Origin of the sequence: Pseudomonas sp. MF4836, assembly GCF_002018875.1 — a bacterium.
GTDB lineage: Bacteria > Pseudomonadota > Gammaproteobacteria > Pseudomonadales > Pseudomonadaceae > Aquipseudomonas.
This window is the reverse complement of sequence record NZ_MVOL01000002.1, coordinates 574,709-590,393: the sequence shown is the minus strand read 5'-3', so window position 1 is coordinate 590,393 and position 15,685 is coordinate 574,709. Positions and strand designations below refer to the sequence as shown.

12 protein-coding genes are annotated in these 15,685 nt (G+C 63.3%); 3 read left to right on the top strand and 9 right to left on the bottom strand.

Features of this window, described 5'->3' with window-relative positions; all coding sequences use genetic code 11:
- Position 1 precedes the first annotated feature (1 nt).
- Entirely contained in the window at positions 2-829 is an 828-nt protein-coding gene (nadE, locus tag MF4836_RS05985) for an ammonia-dependent NAD(+) synthetase (RefSeq protein WP_020299411.1), read from the top strand.
- 117 nt (positions 830-946) lie between these two features.
- Here the strand turns inward: nadE and azu are convergent, their stop codons facing one another.
- On the bottom strand, positions 947-1,393 hold the full coding sequence (gene azu / locus MF4836_RS05980; protein ID WP_020299412.1) for an azurin: 447 nt from the start codon (positions 1,391-1,393) through the stop codon (positions 947-949).
- A 351-nt stretch (positions 1,394-1,744) separates the two neighbouring features.
- Here azu and MF4836_RS05975 point away from each other — a divergent pair, with 351 nt between their 5' ends.
- Positions 1,745-2,332 (top strand): TIGR00730 family Rossman fold protein, encoded by a 588-nt coding sequence (locus tag MF4836_RS05975; protein WP_078469568.1) that lies wholly within the window; start codon positions 1,745-1,747, stop codon positions 2,330-2,332.
- A gap of 69 nt (positions 2,333-2,401) precedes the next feature.
- Positions 2,402-2,590 (top strand): hypothetical protein, encoded by a 189-nt coding sequence (locus MF4836_RS05970; RefSeq protein WP_020299414.1) that lies wholly within the window; start codon positions 2,402-2,404, stop codon positions 2,588-2,590.
- A gap of 179 nt (positions 2,591-2,769) precedes the next feature.
- On the opposite strand, the gene MF4836_RS05965 is transcribed toward MF4836_RS05970, so the two are convergent.
- The 8 genes from MF4836_RS05965 to rplI form a co-directional block, all read right to left on the bottom strand.
- Positions 2,770-3,660: a transglutaminase family protein gene (locus MF4836_RS05965; RefSeq protein ID WP_078469567.1), complete on the bottom strand. Its 891-nt coding sequence runs from the start codon at positions 3,658-3,660 to the stop codon at positions 2,770-2,772.
- The gene (locus tag MF4836_RS05960) at positions 3,660-6,146 is read right to left on the bottom strand and encodes a circularly permuted type 2 ATP-grasp protein (protein WP_078469566.1); all 2,487 of its coding nucleotides are present in this window, start codon (positions 6,144-6,146) and stop codon (positions 3,660-3,662) included. The genes MF4836_RS05965 and MF4836_RS05960 overlap by 1 nt, the downstream gene beginning before the upstream one ends.
- Positions 6,147-6,233: 87 nt before the next feature.
- Positions 6,234-9,509, bottom strand: a complete 3,276-nt coding sequence (locus MF4836_RS05955) for a transglutaminase family protein (protein ID WP_078469565.1) — start codon at positions 9,507-9,509, stop codon at positions 6,234-6,236.
- Between the two features lie 170 nt (positions 9,510-9,679).
- Positions 9,680-10,141, bottom strand: a complete 462-nt coding sequence (locus tag MF4836_RS05950) for a hypothetical protein (protein ID WP_078469564.1) — start codon at positions 10,139-10,141, stop codon at positions 9,680-9,682.
- A complete protein-coding gene (locus tag MF4836_RS05945; protein ID WP_078469563.1) occupies positions 10,138-11,088 on the bottom strand; it encodes an NAD synthetase in 951 nt (316 codons plus the stop codon). The genes MF4836_RS05950 and MF4836_RS05945 overlap by 4 nt, the downstream gene beginning before the upstream one ends.
- A gap of 185 nt (positions 11,089-11,273) precedes the next feature.
- Positions 11,274-13,577, bottom strand: a complete 2,304-nt coding sequence (locus MF4836_RS05940; RefSeq protein WP_078469694.1) for a YgiQ family radical SAM protein — start codon at positions 13,575-13,577, stop codon at positions 11,274-11,276.
- 143 nt (positions 13,578-13,720) lie between these two features.
- Positions 13,721-15,115 carry a replicative DNA helicase gene (gene dnaB / locus MF4836_RS05935; RefSeq protein ID WP_078469562.1) on the bottom strand — a complete coding sequence of 465 codons (1,395 nt, stop codon included), beginning with the start codon at positions 15,113-15,115 and terminating at the stop codon, positions 13,721-13,723.
- Between the two features lie 123 nt (positions 15,116-15,238).
- A complete protein-coding gene (rplI, locus tag MF4836_RS05930; RefSeq protein ID WP_020299422.1) occupies positions 15,239-15,685 on the bottom strand; it encodes a 50S ribosomal protein L9 in 447 nt (148 codons plus the stop codon).

Genomic DNA, 15,685 nt, shown 5'->3' with positions numbered 1-15,685 from the left:
CATGCAAGCCGTACAGCGTGAGATTGCGCAGCAGCTCAAGGTCCAGGCACCGTTCCAGGACCAGGCCGCCCTGGAGGCGGAAGTCGCCCGGCGCGTGACCTTTATCCAGGACTGCCTGCTCAACTCGGGGCTCAAATCCCTGGTGCTGGGCATCAGCGGCGGTGTCGACTCCCTCACCGCAGGCCTCTTGGCACAACGGGCCATGCGCGAACTGCGCGCACGCACGGGTGACGACAAGTACCGTTTCATCGCCGTGCGCCTGCCCTACGAAACCCAGTTCGACGAGCACGATGCCCAGGCCTCGGTGGACTTCATCGCCCCCGATGAGCGGCACACGGTCAATATTGGCCCTGCGGTCAAGGCCCTGGCCAATGAAGTCGCCGCCTTTGAAGGGCAGCACGCGGTGTCGGTGGATTTCGTTCTCGGCAACACCAAGGCGCGGATGCGCATGGTGGCCCAGTACACCATCGCCGGCGCCGCCCATGGCCTGGTGATCGGCACCGACCATGCGGCCGAGGCGGTGATGGGTTTCTTCACCAAGTTCGGTGACGGTGCCTGCGACCTGGCCCCCTTGAGCGGCCTGGTGAAGAACCAGGTACGGGCCATCGCCCGGCATTTCGGCGCGCCGGAGTCCCTAGTGGAAAAAGTCCCCACCGCCGACCTTGAAGACCTGTCGCCGGGCAAACCGGATGAAGCCTCCCACGGCGTCACCTACACCGAGATCGACGCCTTCCTGCACGGCCAGCCGGTGCGCGAAGAAGCGTTCAAGATCATCTGCGACACCTACCGCAAGACCCACCACAAACGCGAAATGCCCTTCGCGCCGTGAGTCCCTGCGGGCCCTGGTCCCGCTAACACCTATGGCCAGGGAGCAGGCTCCCCCCATAAAAAAAGCCGCTTTCCCTTATCAGGAAAGCGGCTTTTTTGTTGCTGCCGGGTCAACCGATCACTTCAGGACCACAGCGCCTTTCATCATCGAGTTGTGGCCAGGGAACGAGCAGAAGAACTGGTAGCTTTCGCCGGCAGTCAGCTTCGACACGTCGAAGGTCACCGAGTCTTTTTCGCCAGCACCGATGATTTTGGTGTGGGCGATAACGCGGGTGTCGCCATCTTTCAGGTAGCTCTTGTCGATGCCGGCGGCCATGCCGTCGGTGGCAATACCGGCCATGTCGGCGGTTTTGCTCAGGACCCAGTTATGGCCCATGACGTTCTTCGGCAAGCTGCCGGAGTGGGTCAGGTTGACGGTGAACGTCTTGCAGCTCTTGTCGATGGTGATTTCCTTCGTGTTGAAGGACATCTGGTCGGTGGAATCAACATCGACCTTGCATTCGGCGGCCATCAATTGGCTGCTAGCCAGTGTCAACAGGGATACCGCAACAAGTTTGGCAAACATGGTGAATCTCCAAGGCAGGGTTTAACAAAATCCATCTGAATCCATGGGGGTGAAGACTGCCTGAAAACTTCGCAAGTTCCTATGATTTGCATCAAGAAATTGTATACAACTTTCGACCTATAGCCCCGATTAAGACAATTGACCGGCCCGGGGCCGACTCGGCCTTTATGATCCGCTCATTCCCCCAGCTGGAGCACCGTCATGCCTCTCAACAGCCTGTTTCGCAGCTTGCTCGCCGCCTATGCCTGTGGGGCCAGCGGCACCCATGAAACCCCGCAACACGAGGTTTAACGTTTGGCGCATCACCCTCAAGCCATTACTCTTGGGCCCTCAATGACCTGGGAGTAAGGCATGCCATTAACGTCTGTCTGTGTGTTCTGCGGTGCCAGCACCGGCACCAACCCCGTTTACCGTGAAGCGGCCGCCGCCCTCGGGCGGGCCCTGGCCGAGCGCAAGCTGACCCTGGTCTACGGCGGCGGCGCCGTCGGGCTGATGGGGATTGTTGCCGATGCGGCCCTGGCGGCCGGCGGCGAAGTGATCGGGATCATCCCGCAAAGCCTGAAGGATTCGGAGATCGGCCACACCGGTCTGACCCGCCTGGAAGTGGTCGATGGCATGCACGCACGCAAGGCGCGCATGGCCCAATTGAGCGACGCCTTCATCGCCCTGCCAGGCGGTCTCGGCACCCTGGAAGAGCTGTTCGAAGTCTGGACCTGGGGTCAGCTGGGCTACCACGGCAAGCCGCTGGGTCTGCTGGAAGTGAACGGCTTTTATGAAAAGCTCAGTGGTTTTCTCGATCATATCGTCGGCGAAGGCTTCGTTCGGGCTCCGCACCGTGCCATGCTGCAAATGAGCGAATCGCCCGCAGAACTGCTGGATGTACTGGACGCCTGGCAACCTTCGGCCCCGGCAAAATGGGCCGAACAAAAACCCAGCTAACCGCCCAGGCCCGATACAAGGCAGAATACGCGCCGCTCAACCTCACCTTCGACCCCAAGAGGATCGCCCATGGCTAAACCTAATTACTCCTTCGCCAAACGTCAGAGAGACCTGGCAAAGGAGCAGAAGAAAGAGGAAAAGTTGCAACGCAAGAAAGCGACCGCTGAAGAAGAAGCCAGCGCACTGAACCCGGAAGCAGAAGGTGAAGTGGCAGCCGATGATAGTGACGCCGTAGACAATCAGGCTCCCCAGGCCTGATACCCGCCGGGCCCGATGTTCCGATCAGGCCCCGGGATCTGTGCCCAGGATCGGCAGCCACGCTGCCGGTCCTCACAGACCCACCCCTTGACCCACGGGTCTCGCCCCCTCAAAAAATCCCGATCGCCAGCCCCGCCGTAGGTACAAGCACGCCTGGGTGAAAGCCCGGCAAACCGCAGTCACTCCAGGGGCATCACCGTGACCTGCACTTCCGGATCGTGGTTGCCGCCGCCCAGAATCACCCCGCGCAACGGCGAGACATCGGAAAAATCCCGACCCCAGGCCAGGGTGATGTGCTCCAGCGCCGGCTGGACGTTGTTGGTCGGGTCGAAATCCACCCAACCCAGCACCGGACAAAACACCGAAACCCAGGCGTGGGACGCATCGGCGCCAATCAGCCTGGGTTGCCCGGGCGGTGGCTGGGTCAACAGGTAGCCGCTGACATAACGCGCCGCCAGCCCGCGGGAACGCACGCAGGCGAGCATCAGGTGGGCAAAGTCCTGGCACACGCCGCGCCGCCGCTCCAGCACTTCCACCAGGGGCGTAGCGACCTGGGTAGCCTCGGCGTCGAAGGTGAACTCGCTGAAGATCTTCTCCATCAGCGCCTGCACCCCGAGCAACAGCGGGCGCCCGCTCGGGAAACAGCTCGCGGAAAACTCGACGAAGCTTTTCTTCAGGTGCACATAGGGCGATTCAAACCGATAACGGCAGGCGTCCAGCAACGCTGCCGACAAGGGCTGGCCGCTATAGGTCAGCGCGCTGCGGGTTTCATCCCAGGCCGGGGATTGGCTGAAATCCAGCAGCGGCCGGGCCAGCACCTCGACCGTCAGCTGGGCATTGACCAGCAACTCATCATGGGGCCGCTCGAACGCCAGGCGGGTCAGCGGGTTGCCGAACACATCCAGCTCATCGCGGCGCACCGTCGGCTCCGGGCTGATCAGCAACTGCTGTTCGGTGCAACGCTGCCAGGCGCAGGCTCGCGGCCACAGGTGAGCCAGTTGCTGGGCCAGGGACACCGGGCTGTCGTAGTGATAGTGAGTGTCGTGAAAGATCTGGTACCGAGCGCTCATCAGACAGACACCGTTTGTTGGCTGACATCGTCGACATGGGCGAAATGGCGCAAGGCCAGGCGATCGGACACCTGGCTACTGGCATCGGCGATCTCCTGCAACAGGTCGGCCAGGCCATCGATGGCGGCGTGCACGCTGGCTTCGCCAAACAGGGAGTTTTCCAGGCAGCCCAGGTCAAAACGCGACAGGCGCTCCACCAGTTTGGGCAGGCCGGCTTCGCGGGGGGCACCGAAGTCATCGTTCAAGCGCTTCAGGGTGCGGGTCACCAGTTTCAACTGGAACAGCACGGCGTGCGGGTTCTGCTCATCCAGCAGCAGCAAGTCGAGCACCGGGATCAACTGCGCCACCGCCAGGTAGCGCGAGCGGTAGGTGATGCTGCTGTTGCCCAGCTCCAGCAGCCACTCCAGCCCGGCCTGATCGAACGCGCCAGTGCCACGCAGGAATGCGGCAAGGCTGGCGCTGAGAAACTGCAGGCGCTCGATGCGCCGGCCGATCATCAGGAAGCGCCAGCCCTCGTCGCGGGTCATGTCGTCCAGGGCAAACCCGGACAGCGCCGCCAGGGACATCACCAAGCGGTTGAGAAAGTCCAGCAGCTCGCCAAAGTCCGGCTCCTCGGTGTCCAGCTCCAGCGCTTCGCGCTGCAACTCCACCAGGGCCTGCCAGTTTTCCCGGGACAGCTTGCCGCGCACCTGGGACGCCGCCCACTGCAAGCGTTGCAGATTGGACCGCAGGCTGAACGACCAGTCGTCACCCAGCAGCGCCGCCAGCAAGCGCTCCGGCAGCTCACCTTCATCCGGCAGCAGCATCAGGCTTTCGCCCAGGTCGACGGCGGCCTGCAAGGCCTGTGGGTCATCGCCGTCAACGTAGCGCGCGAGCATGATCCGCAACAGCCGCGCGCTGTCATCGCAACGCTCGCAATAACGGCCAAACCAGAACAGGTTCTCCACCACCCGCGACGGCAGGTACGGATCGCGCCGCACCAGGTCGTACACGCCAATGCTGCGCTGGCCCTTCCACTGCTCGCCGCTGGGCGCCCGCTCGCCAAGCACCCAGGTGTCCTTGCTCGCGCCACCGCGCTGCATCGACACCACTTCGGCATCCGCCTCGGCGGCGACCCGGGTCAAGCCCCCGGGCAACACCCGATAGCCATCGGCACTGGCCACGGCGTAGACCCGCATGCCGATCGCACGGGGCTGCAACTGGCCGTCGTCGGCCTGCCAGATCGGCGCCTGGGACAGCTGCGCCAACTCCTGGGCGACATAGGCATAGGGCCGCGCCCGCATCCGCTCGGCCAACGCCACGCGCTGCTCTGGGGTCAGGTCGCGGCCGAACAGCGGCGCGAAGCTTTGCGAGGGAAACGCCGGCTTGATCAGCAGCTCCGGCATTTTCTCCAGGGCCTGGGCCAGCACCGGCGCCTCGCCGCACCACCAGGTGGCCACCGACGGCAATATCAGCTCTTCGCCGAACAGGTATTGGTTGATCTTCGGCAGGAAGCCGAGCAGCCCCGGAGACTCCAGCACCCCGCTGCCCAGGGCATTGGCCACCAGCACCCGGCCCTGACGCACCACCTCCAGCAGCCCGGGCACGCCGAGCGCCGAGTCGGTGCGCAGCTCCAGCGGGTCGCAGAAGTCATCGTCCAGGCGGCGCATGATGGCGTGCACCCGGCGCAGCCCGCTGAGGGTTTTCAGGTAGACCGTGGCATCGCGCACGGTCAGGTCGCCGCCCTCGACCAGGGGGTAGCCCAGCTGCCGCGCCAGGTACAGGTGTTCGAAATAGCTTTCATTGAAGCGCCCCGGCGTCAGCAGCACGATCAGTGGCGCTTCCTCGTCTCGCGGAGCCTGGCGGGCCAGGGTTTCCTGCAAGGTGCGGAAGAACCCGGCCAGGTGCTGCACTTGCAGGTCCCGGTACAGATCGGGAAAGGCCCGGGACACGATCATCCGGTTTTCCAGGGCATAACCGGCGCCGGAGGGCGCCTGGGTGCGGTCGGCGGTGACCCACCAGCGGCCATCGGGGGTGCGCGCCAGATCCACCGCGTACAGGTGCAGGAAGGCGCCGTCAGGTGGCTGGATACCCTGGCACGGCCACAGGAAATTGTTATGGCCAAACACCAGCTCAGCCGGCAGCAGGCCTTCGCTGATCAGGCGCTGCGGCCCGTAGAGGTCGGCCAGCACGGCGTTGAGCAGGCGCGCACGCTGGGCGATCCCGGCCGACAAATGCTGCCACTCGTCCGCAGGGATCACATGGGGCAGCAAGTCCAGCTCCCAGGGCCGGTCGGCGCCCTTGGGATCGGCGTAGACGTTATAGGTGACGCCGTTCTCGTGAATTTGCCGGGTCAGCAGCGCCTGGCGCTGGGCCAACTGCGTCGGCGTGCTGCGTTGCAATTGCTCGAGCAGGCGCTGCCAGTGCGGCCGGACCGCACCGCTGTCGTCCAGCAGTTCATGGTAAGTACCCGCCGTCAGCGGGTAGCGGGCAAGCAGGTCGGGCATGGAAAACTCGGCAGACAGCAAGGACCGTCAGATTAACGCAGACACATGACGCCCGGATATTCGAATCCTCCGGACGTCGCGTCTGCTTTAGAAGCGTCGTAAATCGAGCGTCATCGGCAACTCGTCGTTGATGCTCAAGCTCGGCACGGGCAAGGTTCCCGGGGTGTGGCCCAGGCGGAAAAAGCGCGCCATGCGCCGGCTTTCCGCCTCATTGGCGTTGACCGGCAGGCTGTCGTAGTTCCGCCCGCCCGGGTGCGCGACGTGGTACTGGCAACCGCCCAGGGAGCGCTGCATCCAGGTGTCGAGCAGGTCGAACACCAGCGGCGCATGCACCGGGATGGTCGGTTGCAGACAGTTGGCCGGCTGCCAGGCGCGATAGCGCACGCCAGCGACAAACTCACCGACCCGGCCGGTTGGCTGCAACGGCACCGCCACCCCGTTGCAGGTCAGGATGTAGCGTTGCGGTGCCAGGCCACTGAGCTTGACCTGCAGGCGCTCCAGCGAGGAGTCGACGTAACGCACCGTGCCGCCGGCCGTGCCCTCTTCCCCCAGCACATGCCAGGGTTCCAGGGCCTGGCGCAGTTCCAGCTCGATACCGCTGACCGCGTAATCCCCCACCTTCGGGAATCGAAACTCCAGGTGCGCGGCAAACCATTCGGCGCGCAGCCCGTAGCCGGCCGCATTGAGCTCGACAATGACGTCGGCGAAGTCCTGCTCGATAAAGTGCGGCAGCATAAAGCGGTCATGCAGCTCGGTGCCCCAGCGCGCCAGCTTGGCCGGCGCATAAGGTTCGCGCCAGAAGCGCGCCACCAGGGCCCGCAGCAGCAGTTGCTGGGCCAGGCTCATGCGCGCATGGGGCGGCATCTCGAAGGCCCGCAGCTCCAGCAGCCCCAGGCGTCCGGTGGCACCATCCGGCGAATACAGTTTGTCGATGCAGAACTCGGCCCGGTGGGTATTGCCGGTGACGTCGATCAGCAGGTTGCGCAGCAGCCGGTCCACCAGCCACGGCGCGCACTCCTGGCCTGGTTCGGGCATTTGCGCGAAGGCGATTTCCAGCTCGTACAAGGCATCGTTGCGCGCCTCGTCGACCCGGGGCGCCTGGGAGGTCGGCCCGATAAACAACCCGGAAAACAGGTAGGACAACGAGGGGTGGTTGTGCCAGTAACTGATGAGGCTGCGCAGCAGGTCCGGGCGCCGCAGGAAGGGCGAGTCCGCTGGGGTCGCGCCGCCGAGGACGAAGTGGTTGCCGCCACCGGTACCGGTGTGGCGCCCGTCGATCATGAATTTCTCGGTGGTCAGGCGGTTCTGCCGCGCCTCTTCGTAGAGAAACTCGGTGCGCTCCACCAACTCGTCCCAACTGGCCGAAGGCTGCACGTTGACCTCGATCACACCCGGGTCCGGGGTGACCCTGAAGTTGCTCAGGCGCGGATCGCTGGGCGGCTCGTACCCTTCCAGCAACACCGGGCTGTGCAACTCCTCGGCGGTGGCTTCGATGGCGCTCACCAGCTCCAGGTAATCCTCCACTCGCTCCAGCGGCGGCATAAACAGATAAAGACGCCCCTCACGCGCCTCGGCGCAGAGCGCAGTGCGGGTCAGCCAGTCGGCGGACTCATCGATGGCCGGCACCCGCTCATCCACGGGAGACGGTTCGCCATGGCTGTGCAATTGCTGGCTGCCGGGCAGCTCGGCGAACTCCTGGTTGGGGTCGGTCGGGTGAATGAACGGGTACTCCGCTGCCTTGACCCAGGGTTGGGACCCCAGGGGCAGGCGATATCCCAGGGGCGAATCCCCGGGAATCAGCCGGCAGTGACTGTCGCGCAGGTACCAGCGGCCGCTCTGCCACTGGTCGCCCTTGGCCGTGCGCGCCAGGGGCAAGACCTGGCCGATGACCTTGTCCAGGCCCTGGCTGAACACCTTATGCAGCCGCGCGCGTTCCAGGGCATCGTCCAGGCGCGAATCTTCGGCGGTGACGTTGGATGGCAAGGCGCCCTCGCGCCACAGGTAGTAGAAATTGTCTTCGTAAGCCGCAAACACGAAGCGCGCCGGCAGCTTCAGGCGCTCGGCGACACTCGCCAGAAAACGTCCAGCCAGCAGGCCATCGGCGCCATAGTCCTGATGCTCATCGGCGATCAAGGCGCTGTTGTGCCAGATCGGCACACCGTCCCGCCGCCAGTAGCAGTTCAACGACCACCGCGGCAGTTGCTCGCCGGGGTACCACTTGCCCTGGCCGAAATGCACCAGGCCCTTGGGCGCGTAGTGATTGCGCATGCGCTGGAACAACTCGGCGGACAGCCGTCGCTTGTCGGCACCCAGGGCTGCGGTGTTCCACTCGGCACCGTCCGGGTCGTCGATCGAGACAAAGGTCGGCTCGCCGCCCATGGTCAGGCGCACATCGCCTTGCAGCAGGTCGGCGTCAATCTGCCGCCCCAGGGTCTGGATCGCCAGCCACTGCTCTTCGGTGTAGGGCTTGGTGACCCGAGGGGCTTCCCAGATCCGCTCAACCGACATTTCGTGGGTGAATTCGCACTCGCAAGGCTCCACCAGGCCGCTGATAGGCGCCGCAGAGGACGGATCGGGGCTGCACGCCAACGGAATGTGCCCTTCGCCGGCAAACAGCCCGGAGGTGGCATCCAGGCCGATCCAGCCCGCACCCGGCAAATAGACTTCGCACCAGGCATGCAGGTCGGTGAAGTCGACCTCGGTGCCGGAGGGGCCATCGAGGGCCTTTACATCCGCGGTCAGTTGAATCAGGTAGCCCGAGACGAATCTCGCCGCCAGCCCCAGGTTGCGCAGCAACTGGACCAGCAGCCAAGCCGAGTCGCGGCAGGAGCCCGAGGCGTTGGCCAGGGTCTGCTCCGGGGTCTGGACCCCGGGTTCCATGCGGATCAGGTAGCCGATGTCTTCGCTCAGGCGCTGGTTGAGGGCCACCAGGAAATCCACTGCCGGCAGTGGCGTGCGGTCGATGCCGTCCAGGTAGGCCTGGAATTTCGGGGTCAGCGGCAAGGTTTCCAGATACGGCGCCAGCTCGCGCTGTTCGTCGGCGGCGTAGACAAAGGGGATTTGCTCGGCGTAGGGCTCAAGGAAAAAGTCGAACGGGTTGAACACCGCCATCTCGGCCAGCAGATCGACCTCGATCCGCAGCTCGCTGGTTTTTTCCGGGAACACCAGGCGTGCCAGGTAGTTGCCCTGGGGGTCCTGCTGCCAGTTGATAAAGTGCTGCTCAGGCAAAACCTTCAGCGCATAGGAGAGAATCCGCGTCCGGCTGTGGGCGGCCGGGCGCAGGCGCACGATCTGCGGGCCGAGTTCGACCGCGCGGTCGTAGCGGTAATGCGTGACATGGTGCAATGCGACATGGATCGACACGGCGTGCCTCCTGCGAGCCTGGGCGGTGAAAGAAAGCGCGCAAGACTTATGCCATCCCGCCCCGCCAACGCTTTCCACTGTGACTCAACGCAGTACAGCACCAAAACCGCGCAGTGCCTGCATTGCCGTGCAAGGGTTGCACACAAATGCGGCAGGCACGGTGCGATACCTCACCCGCGCTTGCCCGGTCCCTTGGCCTCACGCTTGATGCGCTGGCGTTCGTGGCGAATCTGCACAAGCTGCTTGCGCATCTCCCGATGGCGTCGGCTGTTGAGTAACAACAGGCCGAGCAATGGCAGCAACAGCGCAAAGCCATACAGGCCCGGGTGCGGCCCATACCGGTACATCGGCACCAGCGCCGCCAGGCACAGCAGGAAATACCCCGCCACCAGCCACGCCGCCCATTCCCGCCCGCGCACAATCATCAGGTTGCCGAACACCAGCAGCGTCACCAGCACCAACATGCCGAGCCCGACATTATCGGTACTGCGCGAAGGCTCCAGCATGCGCCAATAGGTGGTGCCGGCCAGGGACAGCAGGATCGAGCCACTGAAGCAGCCGAGCAGGATCGTGAGCATGAAGGTCGGAAAATAACGCGCAAGAAAATCCACCGTCCGGCCACCGCCAATCATTCGTCGAACTCCTCGTAGAGACCCAGCGCGATGGCTTTTTGCACCACGTATTCTTTCGCCGCTTTGATGTTGCCGGATCTAAGGCTGCCGCCGGTACTCAGCGTGGCGCCGAGGGCATCCTGCATCTGGGTCAGGGTCGCGTGACTGATCTGCGTTGTCGAATAGCGCTTGGGCAAGACACCGGCACGCTGGCGCAGCTTCAACAGTTTGGCGGTCAGGCTCGGGTCCCGCAGGCTCAACAGCTCGTTGGTCAACTTGGCCCGTTCCTGGCGGTTGAGGCCCTTGAGCAACTGCGTCCAGCTTCTGCCGGCGTTGGCCGCTTTGCTGGCCTTGAGCAGCCTGTAGGTGGTCAGCGCTGATCCACCGACCCCCACCAGGGAAATGCCATCGAGAATCGGCGAGACGACGTTGTACCACTCGGCATCGTCCATGCGGTCGTTGGCCGCCGGGTCCTGGATCTCGTTGGCCACCCGCACACCCCCGATCACGCATTGAGCGGTGCCGGCCATCGCTGCCGAAGCCCCCAGCACCACCAGCCAGGCACTGGCGCCGGCGGTGAAAGGCACGGCAATGCTGCCACTGAACACCACCACCCAGCCGATCACCGCGGCCGTGCAGGCCAGGGTGGTGTTGAAGGACTCACTGGCCAGCCGCGACTCCCGCGGGTTGTTCTTCACCTGGTCGACAAACTGCTGGGGCGCGATGTAGCGCTTGGCCTCCCGCAGAATCAGCCGTTTGGGCCGGATGCTGCAGATCGGCCGAAATTCGCGCAGGGTGATCACATTGAAGTCTGCATCGATGTACACCACCCCGGCGCCGGCAATCGAGGGGTCGGTATCGATGGCGGCAAACAGCCGCGGCAGGTTGATCTGGCTTTCGATCCGCTGGCGGGCAAGAACCTGCGTCAGGCGCAGGTCTCCGATCACTTCGTCTAAAGCGATGGTCACGGGATTCGTCCTTGATCTCATGGGTGAAAAGTCGGCCTGCCATGCGTCAGCTGGCAGCTGCCTCGGGCACCTCGGCGGTGCAGGCTGGCGCCACCTTAACAAAGCCGGCAGGACTTTTAAGACCGGCAGCGCGGCAAAATGTTTCGCCGGAATGCAAAACGCCAGCCCTGAGGCTGGCGTTGCGCTTAACGCGGTACGACCGGTTTACGCGCGGGCTTGGGGCCCTTGCCCTTGGCCGCATCCTTGCGTTCCTTGGCCGCCTGCTGGTTGCGGGCGAAAGCCGCCGCCTTGGCCTGCTCGCGTTTGTCCCACGAGTTGCCGCCATCGCTGGCCCGTGGTGGCAGGCCGGTGTGCTGGGTCAGGATCCTGGTGGTCTTCTCGCCGGCCACTTTGTGGCTGCCAGCCGGCGTCGAGTTCTTGCGACGGGCGCTCTGGTAGCTGTCGGTGGCCGGCTGGTGCAACGGGATCAACTGGTTCTTGCCCGGCCCGATCAGGTCGGCGCGGCCCATGCGGGTCAAGGCTTCACGCAGCATCGGCCAGCCTTTCGGGTCGTGATAACGCAAGAACGCCTTGTGCAGGCGACGCTGCTCCTCGCTCTTGACGATGGTCACCGCGTCGCTCTTGTAGGTCACCTTGCGCAGCGGGTTCTTGCCCGAGTGGTACATGGCGGTGGCGGTGGCCATCGGCGACGGGTAGAACGCCTGCACCTGGTCGGCACGGAAGCCGTTGCCCTTGAGCCACAGGGCCAGGTTCATCATGTCTTCGTCGGTGGTACCAGGGTGCGCAGCGATGAAGTATGGAATCAGGTACTGCTCTTTCCCGGCTTCCTTGGTGTACTTCTCGAACATGCGCTTGAACTTGTCATAGCTGCCGATGCCCGGCTTCATCATCTGGTTGAGCGGACCTTCCTCGGTGTGTTCCGGGGCGATCTTCAGGTAGCCGCCAACGTGGTGGGTCACCAGCTCTTTGACGTATTCCGGCGACTCGACCGCCAGGTCGTAGCGCAGGCCGGAAGCGATCAGGATCTTCTTCACACCCGGCAAGGCACGGGCGCTGCGATACAGCTGGATCAGCGACGAGTGGTCGGTATTCAGGTTCGGGCAGATACCCGGGAACACGCAGGACGGCTTGCGGCACGCGGATTCGATTTCCGGGCTCTTGCAGGCAATGCGGTACATGTTCGCGGTCGGGCCGCCGAGGTCGGAGATCACGCCGGTAAAGCCCGGGACCTTGTCGCGAATCTCTTCGATCTCGCGAATGATCGACTCTTCGGAACGGTTCTGGATGATCCGCCCCTCGTGCTCGGTGATCGAGCAGAAGGTACAGCCGCCGAAGCAGCCACGCATGATGTTCACCGAGAAGCGGATCATGTCGTAGGCCGGAATTTTTTCCTTGCCGTACGCCGGGTGCGGGACGCGCGCATAGGGCATGCCGAACACGTAGTCCATTTCTTCGGTGGTCATGGGAATGGGCGGCGGGTTGAACCAGACGTCCACTTCACCATGCTTCTGCACCAGCGCGCGGGCGTTGCCCGGATTGGTTTCCAGGTGCAGCACGCGGTTGGCGTGGGCATACAGCACCGCGTCGCCACGGACCTTTTCCACCGAAGGCAAGCGAATCACTGTCTTGTCCCGGGTCATCCGCGGGCTGGCCAGGATCTGCACCACCTTGGCTTCGTTGGGGTCTTCAACCGGCCCTTTCTCTTGCTCGATGGCGCAAGCCTGGGTGTCCTGCGTATTCACGTAGGGGTTGATGATCTTGTCGACCTTGCCCGGACGGTCGATGCGCGTGGAGTCGACTTCGTACCAGTCTTTCGGTGTATCGCGACGGATGAACGCGGTGCCACGCACGTCGGTGATGTCTTCGATCTTGTGACCGTAGGACAGGCGCTGGGCAACTTCGACAATCGCCCGCTCGGCGTTGCCGTACAGCAGGATATCGGCACAGGCGTCGATCAGGATCGAGTTGCGTACGCGGTCCTGCCAATAGTCGTAGTGGGCGATACGGCGCAGGGACGCTTCGATGCCGCCGAGGACGATCGGCACATTCTTGTAGGCTTCCTTGCAGCGCTGGCTGTAGACCAGGCTGGCGCGATCCGGACGTTTGCCAGCCATGCCACCTGGGGTGTAGGCGTCATCGGAACGGATCTTTTTATCGGCGGTGTAGCGGTTGATCATCGAATCCATGTTGCCGGCCGCGACGCCGAAGAACAGGTTCGGCTCGCCGAGCTTCATGAAGTCGTCTTTGGACTGCCAGTTCGGCTGGGCAATGATCCCGACGCGAAAGCCCTGGGACTCCAGCAGCCGGCCGATGATCGCCATGCCGAACGACGGGTGATCGACATAGGCATCACCGGTCACGATGATGATGTCGCATGAATCCCAGCCGAGCTGATCCATCTCCTCCCTGCTCATCGGCAGGAACGGCGCTGGCCCGAAACATTCGGCCCAGTACTTGGGATAGTCAAAGAGAGGCTTGGCTGCTTGCATCATGTCGATAACCGGTGTTGGCTTTCATTGAATTTCGCGGGCGCGGAATATAGCACAAAAAATGACCAATTCCGACTGCAACGGTCGGAAATATCAGCGCCGGGCTTAGGACCTGCCGCCGGGAGCCTGAAGCTCCGGCGGGCTTACTCGTCGTCGAAGTTGTAGCTGCCTGGGGCCAGGTTTTCGAAGCGGGTGTACTTGCCGATAAACGCCAGTCGCGAGGTACCGATCGGACCGTTCCGCTGCTTGCCGATAATGATCTCGGCGATGCCCTTGTGCTCGGTTTCCGGGTGGTACACCTCGTCCCGGTACACGAACATGATGACGTCGGCATCCTGCTCGATGGCTCCGGATTCCCGCAAGTCGGAGTTGATCGGGCGCTTGTTCGGGCGTTGCTCCAGGGAGCGGTTGAGCTGCGACAGCGCCACCACCGGGCAGTTGAACTCTTTGGCCAGGGCTTTCAGGGAGCGAGAGATTTCCGAAATCTCGTTGGTCCGGTTATCGCCACCCGAACCCGGGATCTGCATCAACTGCAGGTAGTCGATCATGATCAGCGCGACTTCGCCGTGCTCACGCACCAGGCGTCGGGTCCGCGCACGCATTTCCGAGGGGCTGATACCGGCCGTATCGTCGATGAACAACTTGCGATCGTTGAGCAGATTGACCGCCGAAGTCAGGCGCGGCCAATCGTCGTCGTCCAGGCGGCCGGCCCGGACCTTGGTTTGATCGATCCGCCCCAGGGACGACAACATACGCATGATCAGCGATTCGCCTGGCATCTCCAGGGAGTAGACCAGTACACACTTGTCACTGCGCAGTACGGCGTTTTCCACCAGGTTCATCGCAAAGGTGGTTTTACCCATGGATGGACGGCCGGCGACGATGATCAAGTCGGACGGCTGCAGGCCACTGGTCTTCTCGTCGAGGTCGGTGTAGCCGGTGGACAGGCCGGTAATCGCGTTGTCGGTGTTGAACAGGGTGTCGATGCGGTCGATGGCCTTGGTCAGCAGGTCATTGACGCTGACCGGACCGCCGGTTTTCGGCCGGGCCTCGGCGATCTGGAAGATCTGCCGCTCGGCCTCGTCGAGGATCTCGGCGGCGGTGCGCCCTTCGGGGTTGAAGGCGCTGTCGGCGATTTCGGTGCTGATGCCGATCAGTTGGCGCAGGGTCGCACGCTCGCGCACGATCGCGGCATAGGCCTTGATGTTGGCCACCGACGGGGTATTTTTCGCCAGCTCGCCCAGATAGCCCAGGCCACCCACTTGCGAGGTCTGACCTTCCTTGTCCAATTGCTCGGACAGGGTCACCACATCGATCGGCATGTTCTGATCGGCCAGCTTGGCGATCGCACGGAAGATCAGGCGGTGGTCATGTCGATAGAAATCGCCATCCGATACTTGATCGAGCACGCGTTCCCAGGCGTTGTTGTCCAGCATCAGACCACCGAGCACGGCCTGCTCGGCCTCGATGGAATGCGGCGGCACCTTCAGGGCAGCGGTTTGCAGATCGTATTGCTCGGGAGCGGAGATATCGTTCATGGCCACTTGGAATCAGGGGAGTAAAAAACACAGGGTGCAGAAAGACAAAGGGCACGACCTGTAAACAGGATCGTGCCCGATGTTACCGGCAAGCACCCGGGGGTGCCAGCCGACAAGTGCTGCTTAAGCTGCTACCACGACAACGCGTACGGTGGCTTCAACTTCGGCGTGCAGGTGCACGGCTACGTCGAATTCGCCTACGTTGCGGATGGTGCCGTTCGGCAGACGAACTTCGCTTTTTGCAACTTCAACGCCAGAGGCGGTCAGTGCATCAGCGATGTCGTGAGTACCGATCGAACCGAACAGCTTGCCTTCGTCACCGGCGGTGGCAGTGATAGTCACTTCCAGCTCAGCCAGTTGGGCAGCGCGGCTTTCAGCCGATGCTTTACGGTCTGCAGCCAGTTTTTCCAACTCAGCACGACGCTCTTCGAACGCAGCCAGGTTGGCAGCGGTCGCAGCGGTAGCTTTGCCGTAAGGCAGCAGGTAGTTACGGCCGTAACCAGCCTTAACGTTCACTTTGTCGCCCAGGTTGCCCAGGTTGGCGACTTTTTCCAGAAGGATCAGTTGCAT

What these genes read in the sequence shown, in the direction of transcription:
- nadE (WP_020299411.1), top strand. Translation starts at nt 2, where the DNA reads ATGCAAGCCGTACAGCGTGAGATTGCGCAGCAGCTCAAGGTCCAGGCA.
- azu (WP_020299412.1), bottom strand. Translation starts at nt 1,393, where the DNA reads ATGTTTGCCAAACTTGTTGCGGTATCCCTGTTGACACTGGCTAGCAGC.
- MF4836_RS05975 (WP_078469568.1), top strand. Translation starts at nt 1,745, where the DNA reads ATGCCATTAACGTCTGTCTGTGTGTTCTGCGGTGCCAGCACCGGCACC.
- MF4836_RS05970 (WP_020299414.1), top strand. Translation starts at nt 2,402, where the DNA reads ATGGCTAAACCTAATTACTCCTTCGCCAAACGTCAGAGAGACCTGGCA.
- MF4836_RS05965 (WP_078469567.1), bottom strand. Translation starts at nt 3,660, where the DNA reads ATGAGCGCTCGGTACCAGATCTTTCACGACACTCACTATCACTACGAC.
- MF4836_RS05960 (WP_078469566.1), bottom strand. Translation starts at nt 6,146, where the DNA reads ATGCCCGACCTGCTTGCCCGCTACCCGCTGACGGCGGGTACTTACCAT.
- MF4836_RS05950 (WP_078469564.1), bottom strand. Translation starts at nt 10,141, where the DNA reads ATGATTGGCGGTGGCCGGACGGTGGATTTTCTTGCGCGTTATTTTCCG.
- MF4836_RS05940 (WP_078469694.1), bottom strand. Translation starts at nt 13,577, where the DNA reads ATGCAAGCAGCCAAGCCTCTCTTTGACTATCCCAAGTACTGGGCCGAA.
- dnaB (WP_078469562.1), bottom strand. Translation starts at nt 15,115, where the DNA reads ATGAACGATATCTCCGCTCCCGAGCAATACGATCTGCAAACCGCTGCC.
- rplI (WP_020299422.1), bottom strand. Translation starts at nt 15,685, where the DNA reads ATGCAACTGATCCTTCTGGAAAAAGTCGCCAACCTGGGCAACCTGGGC.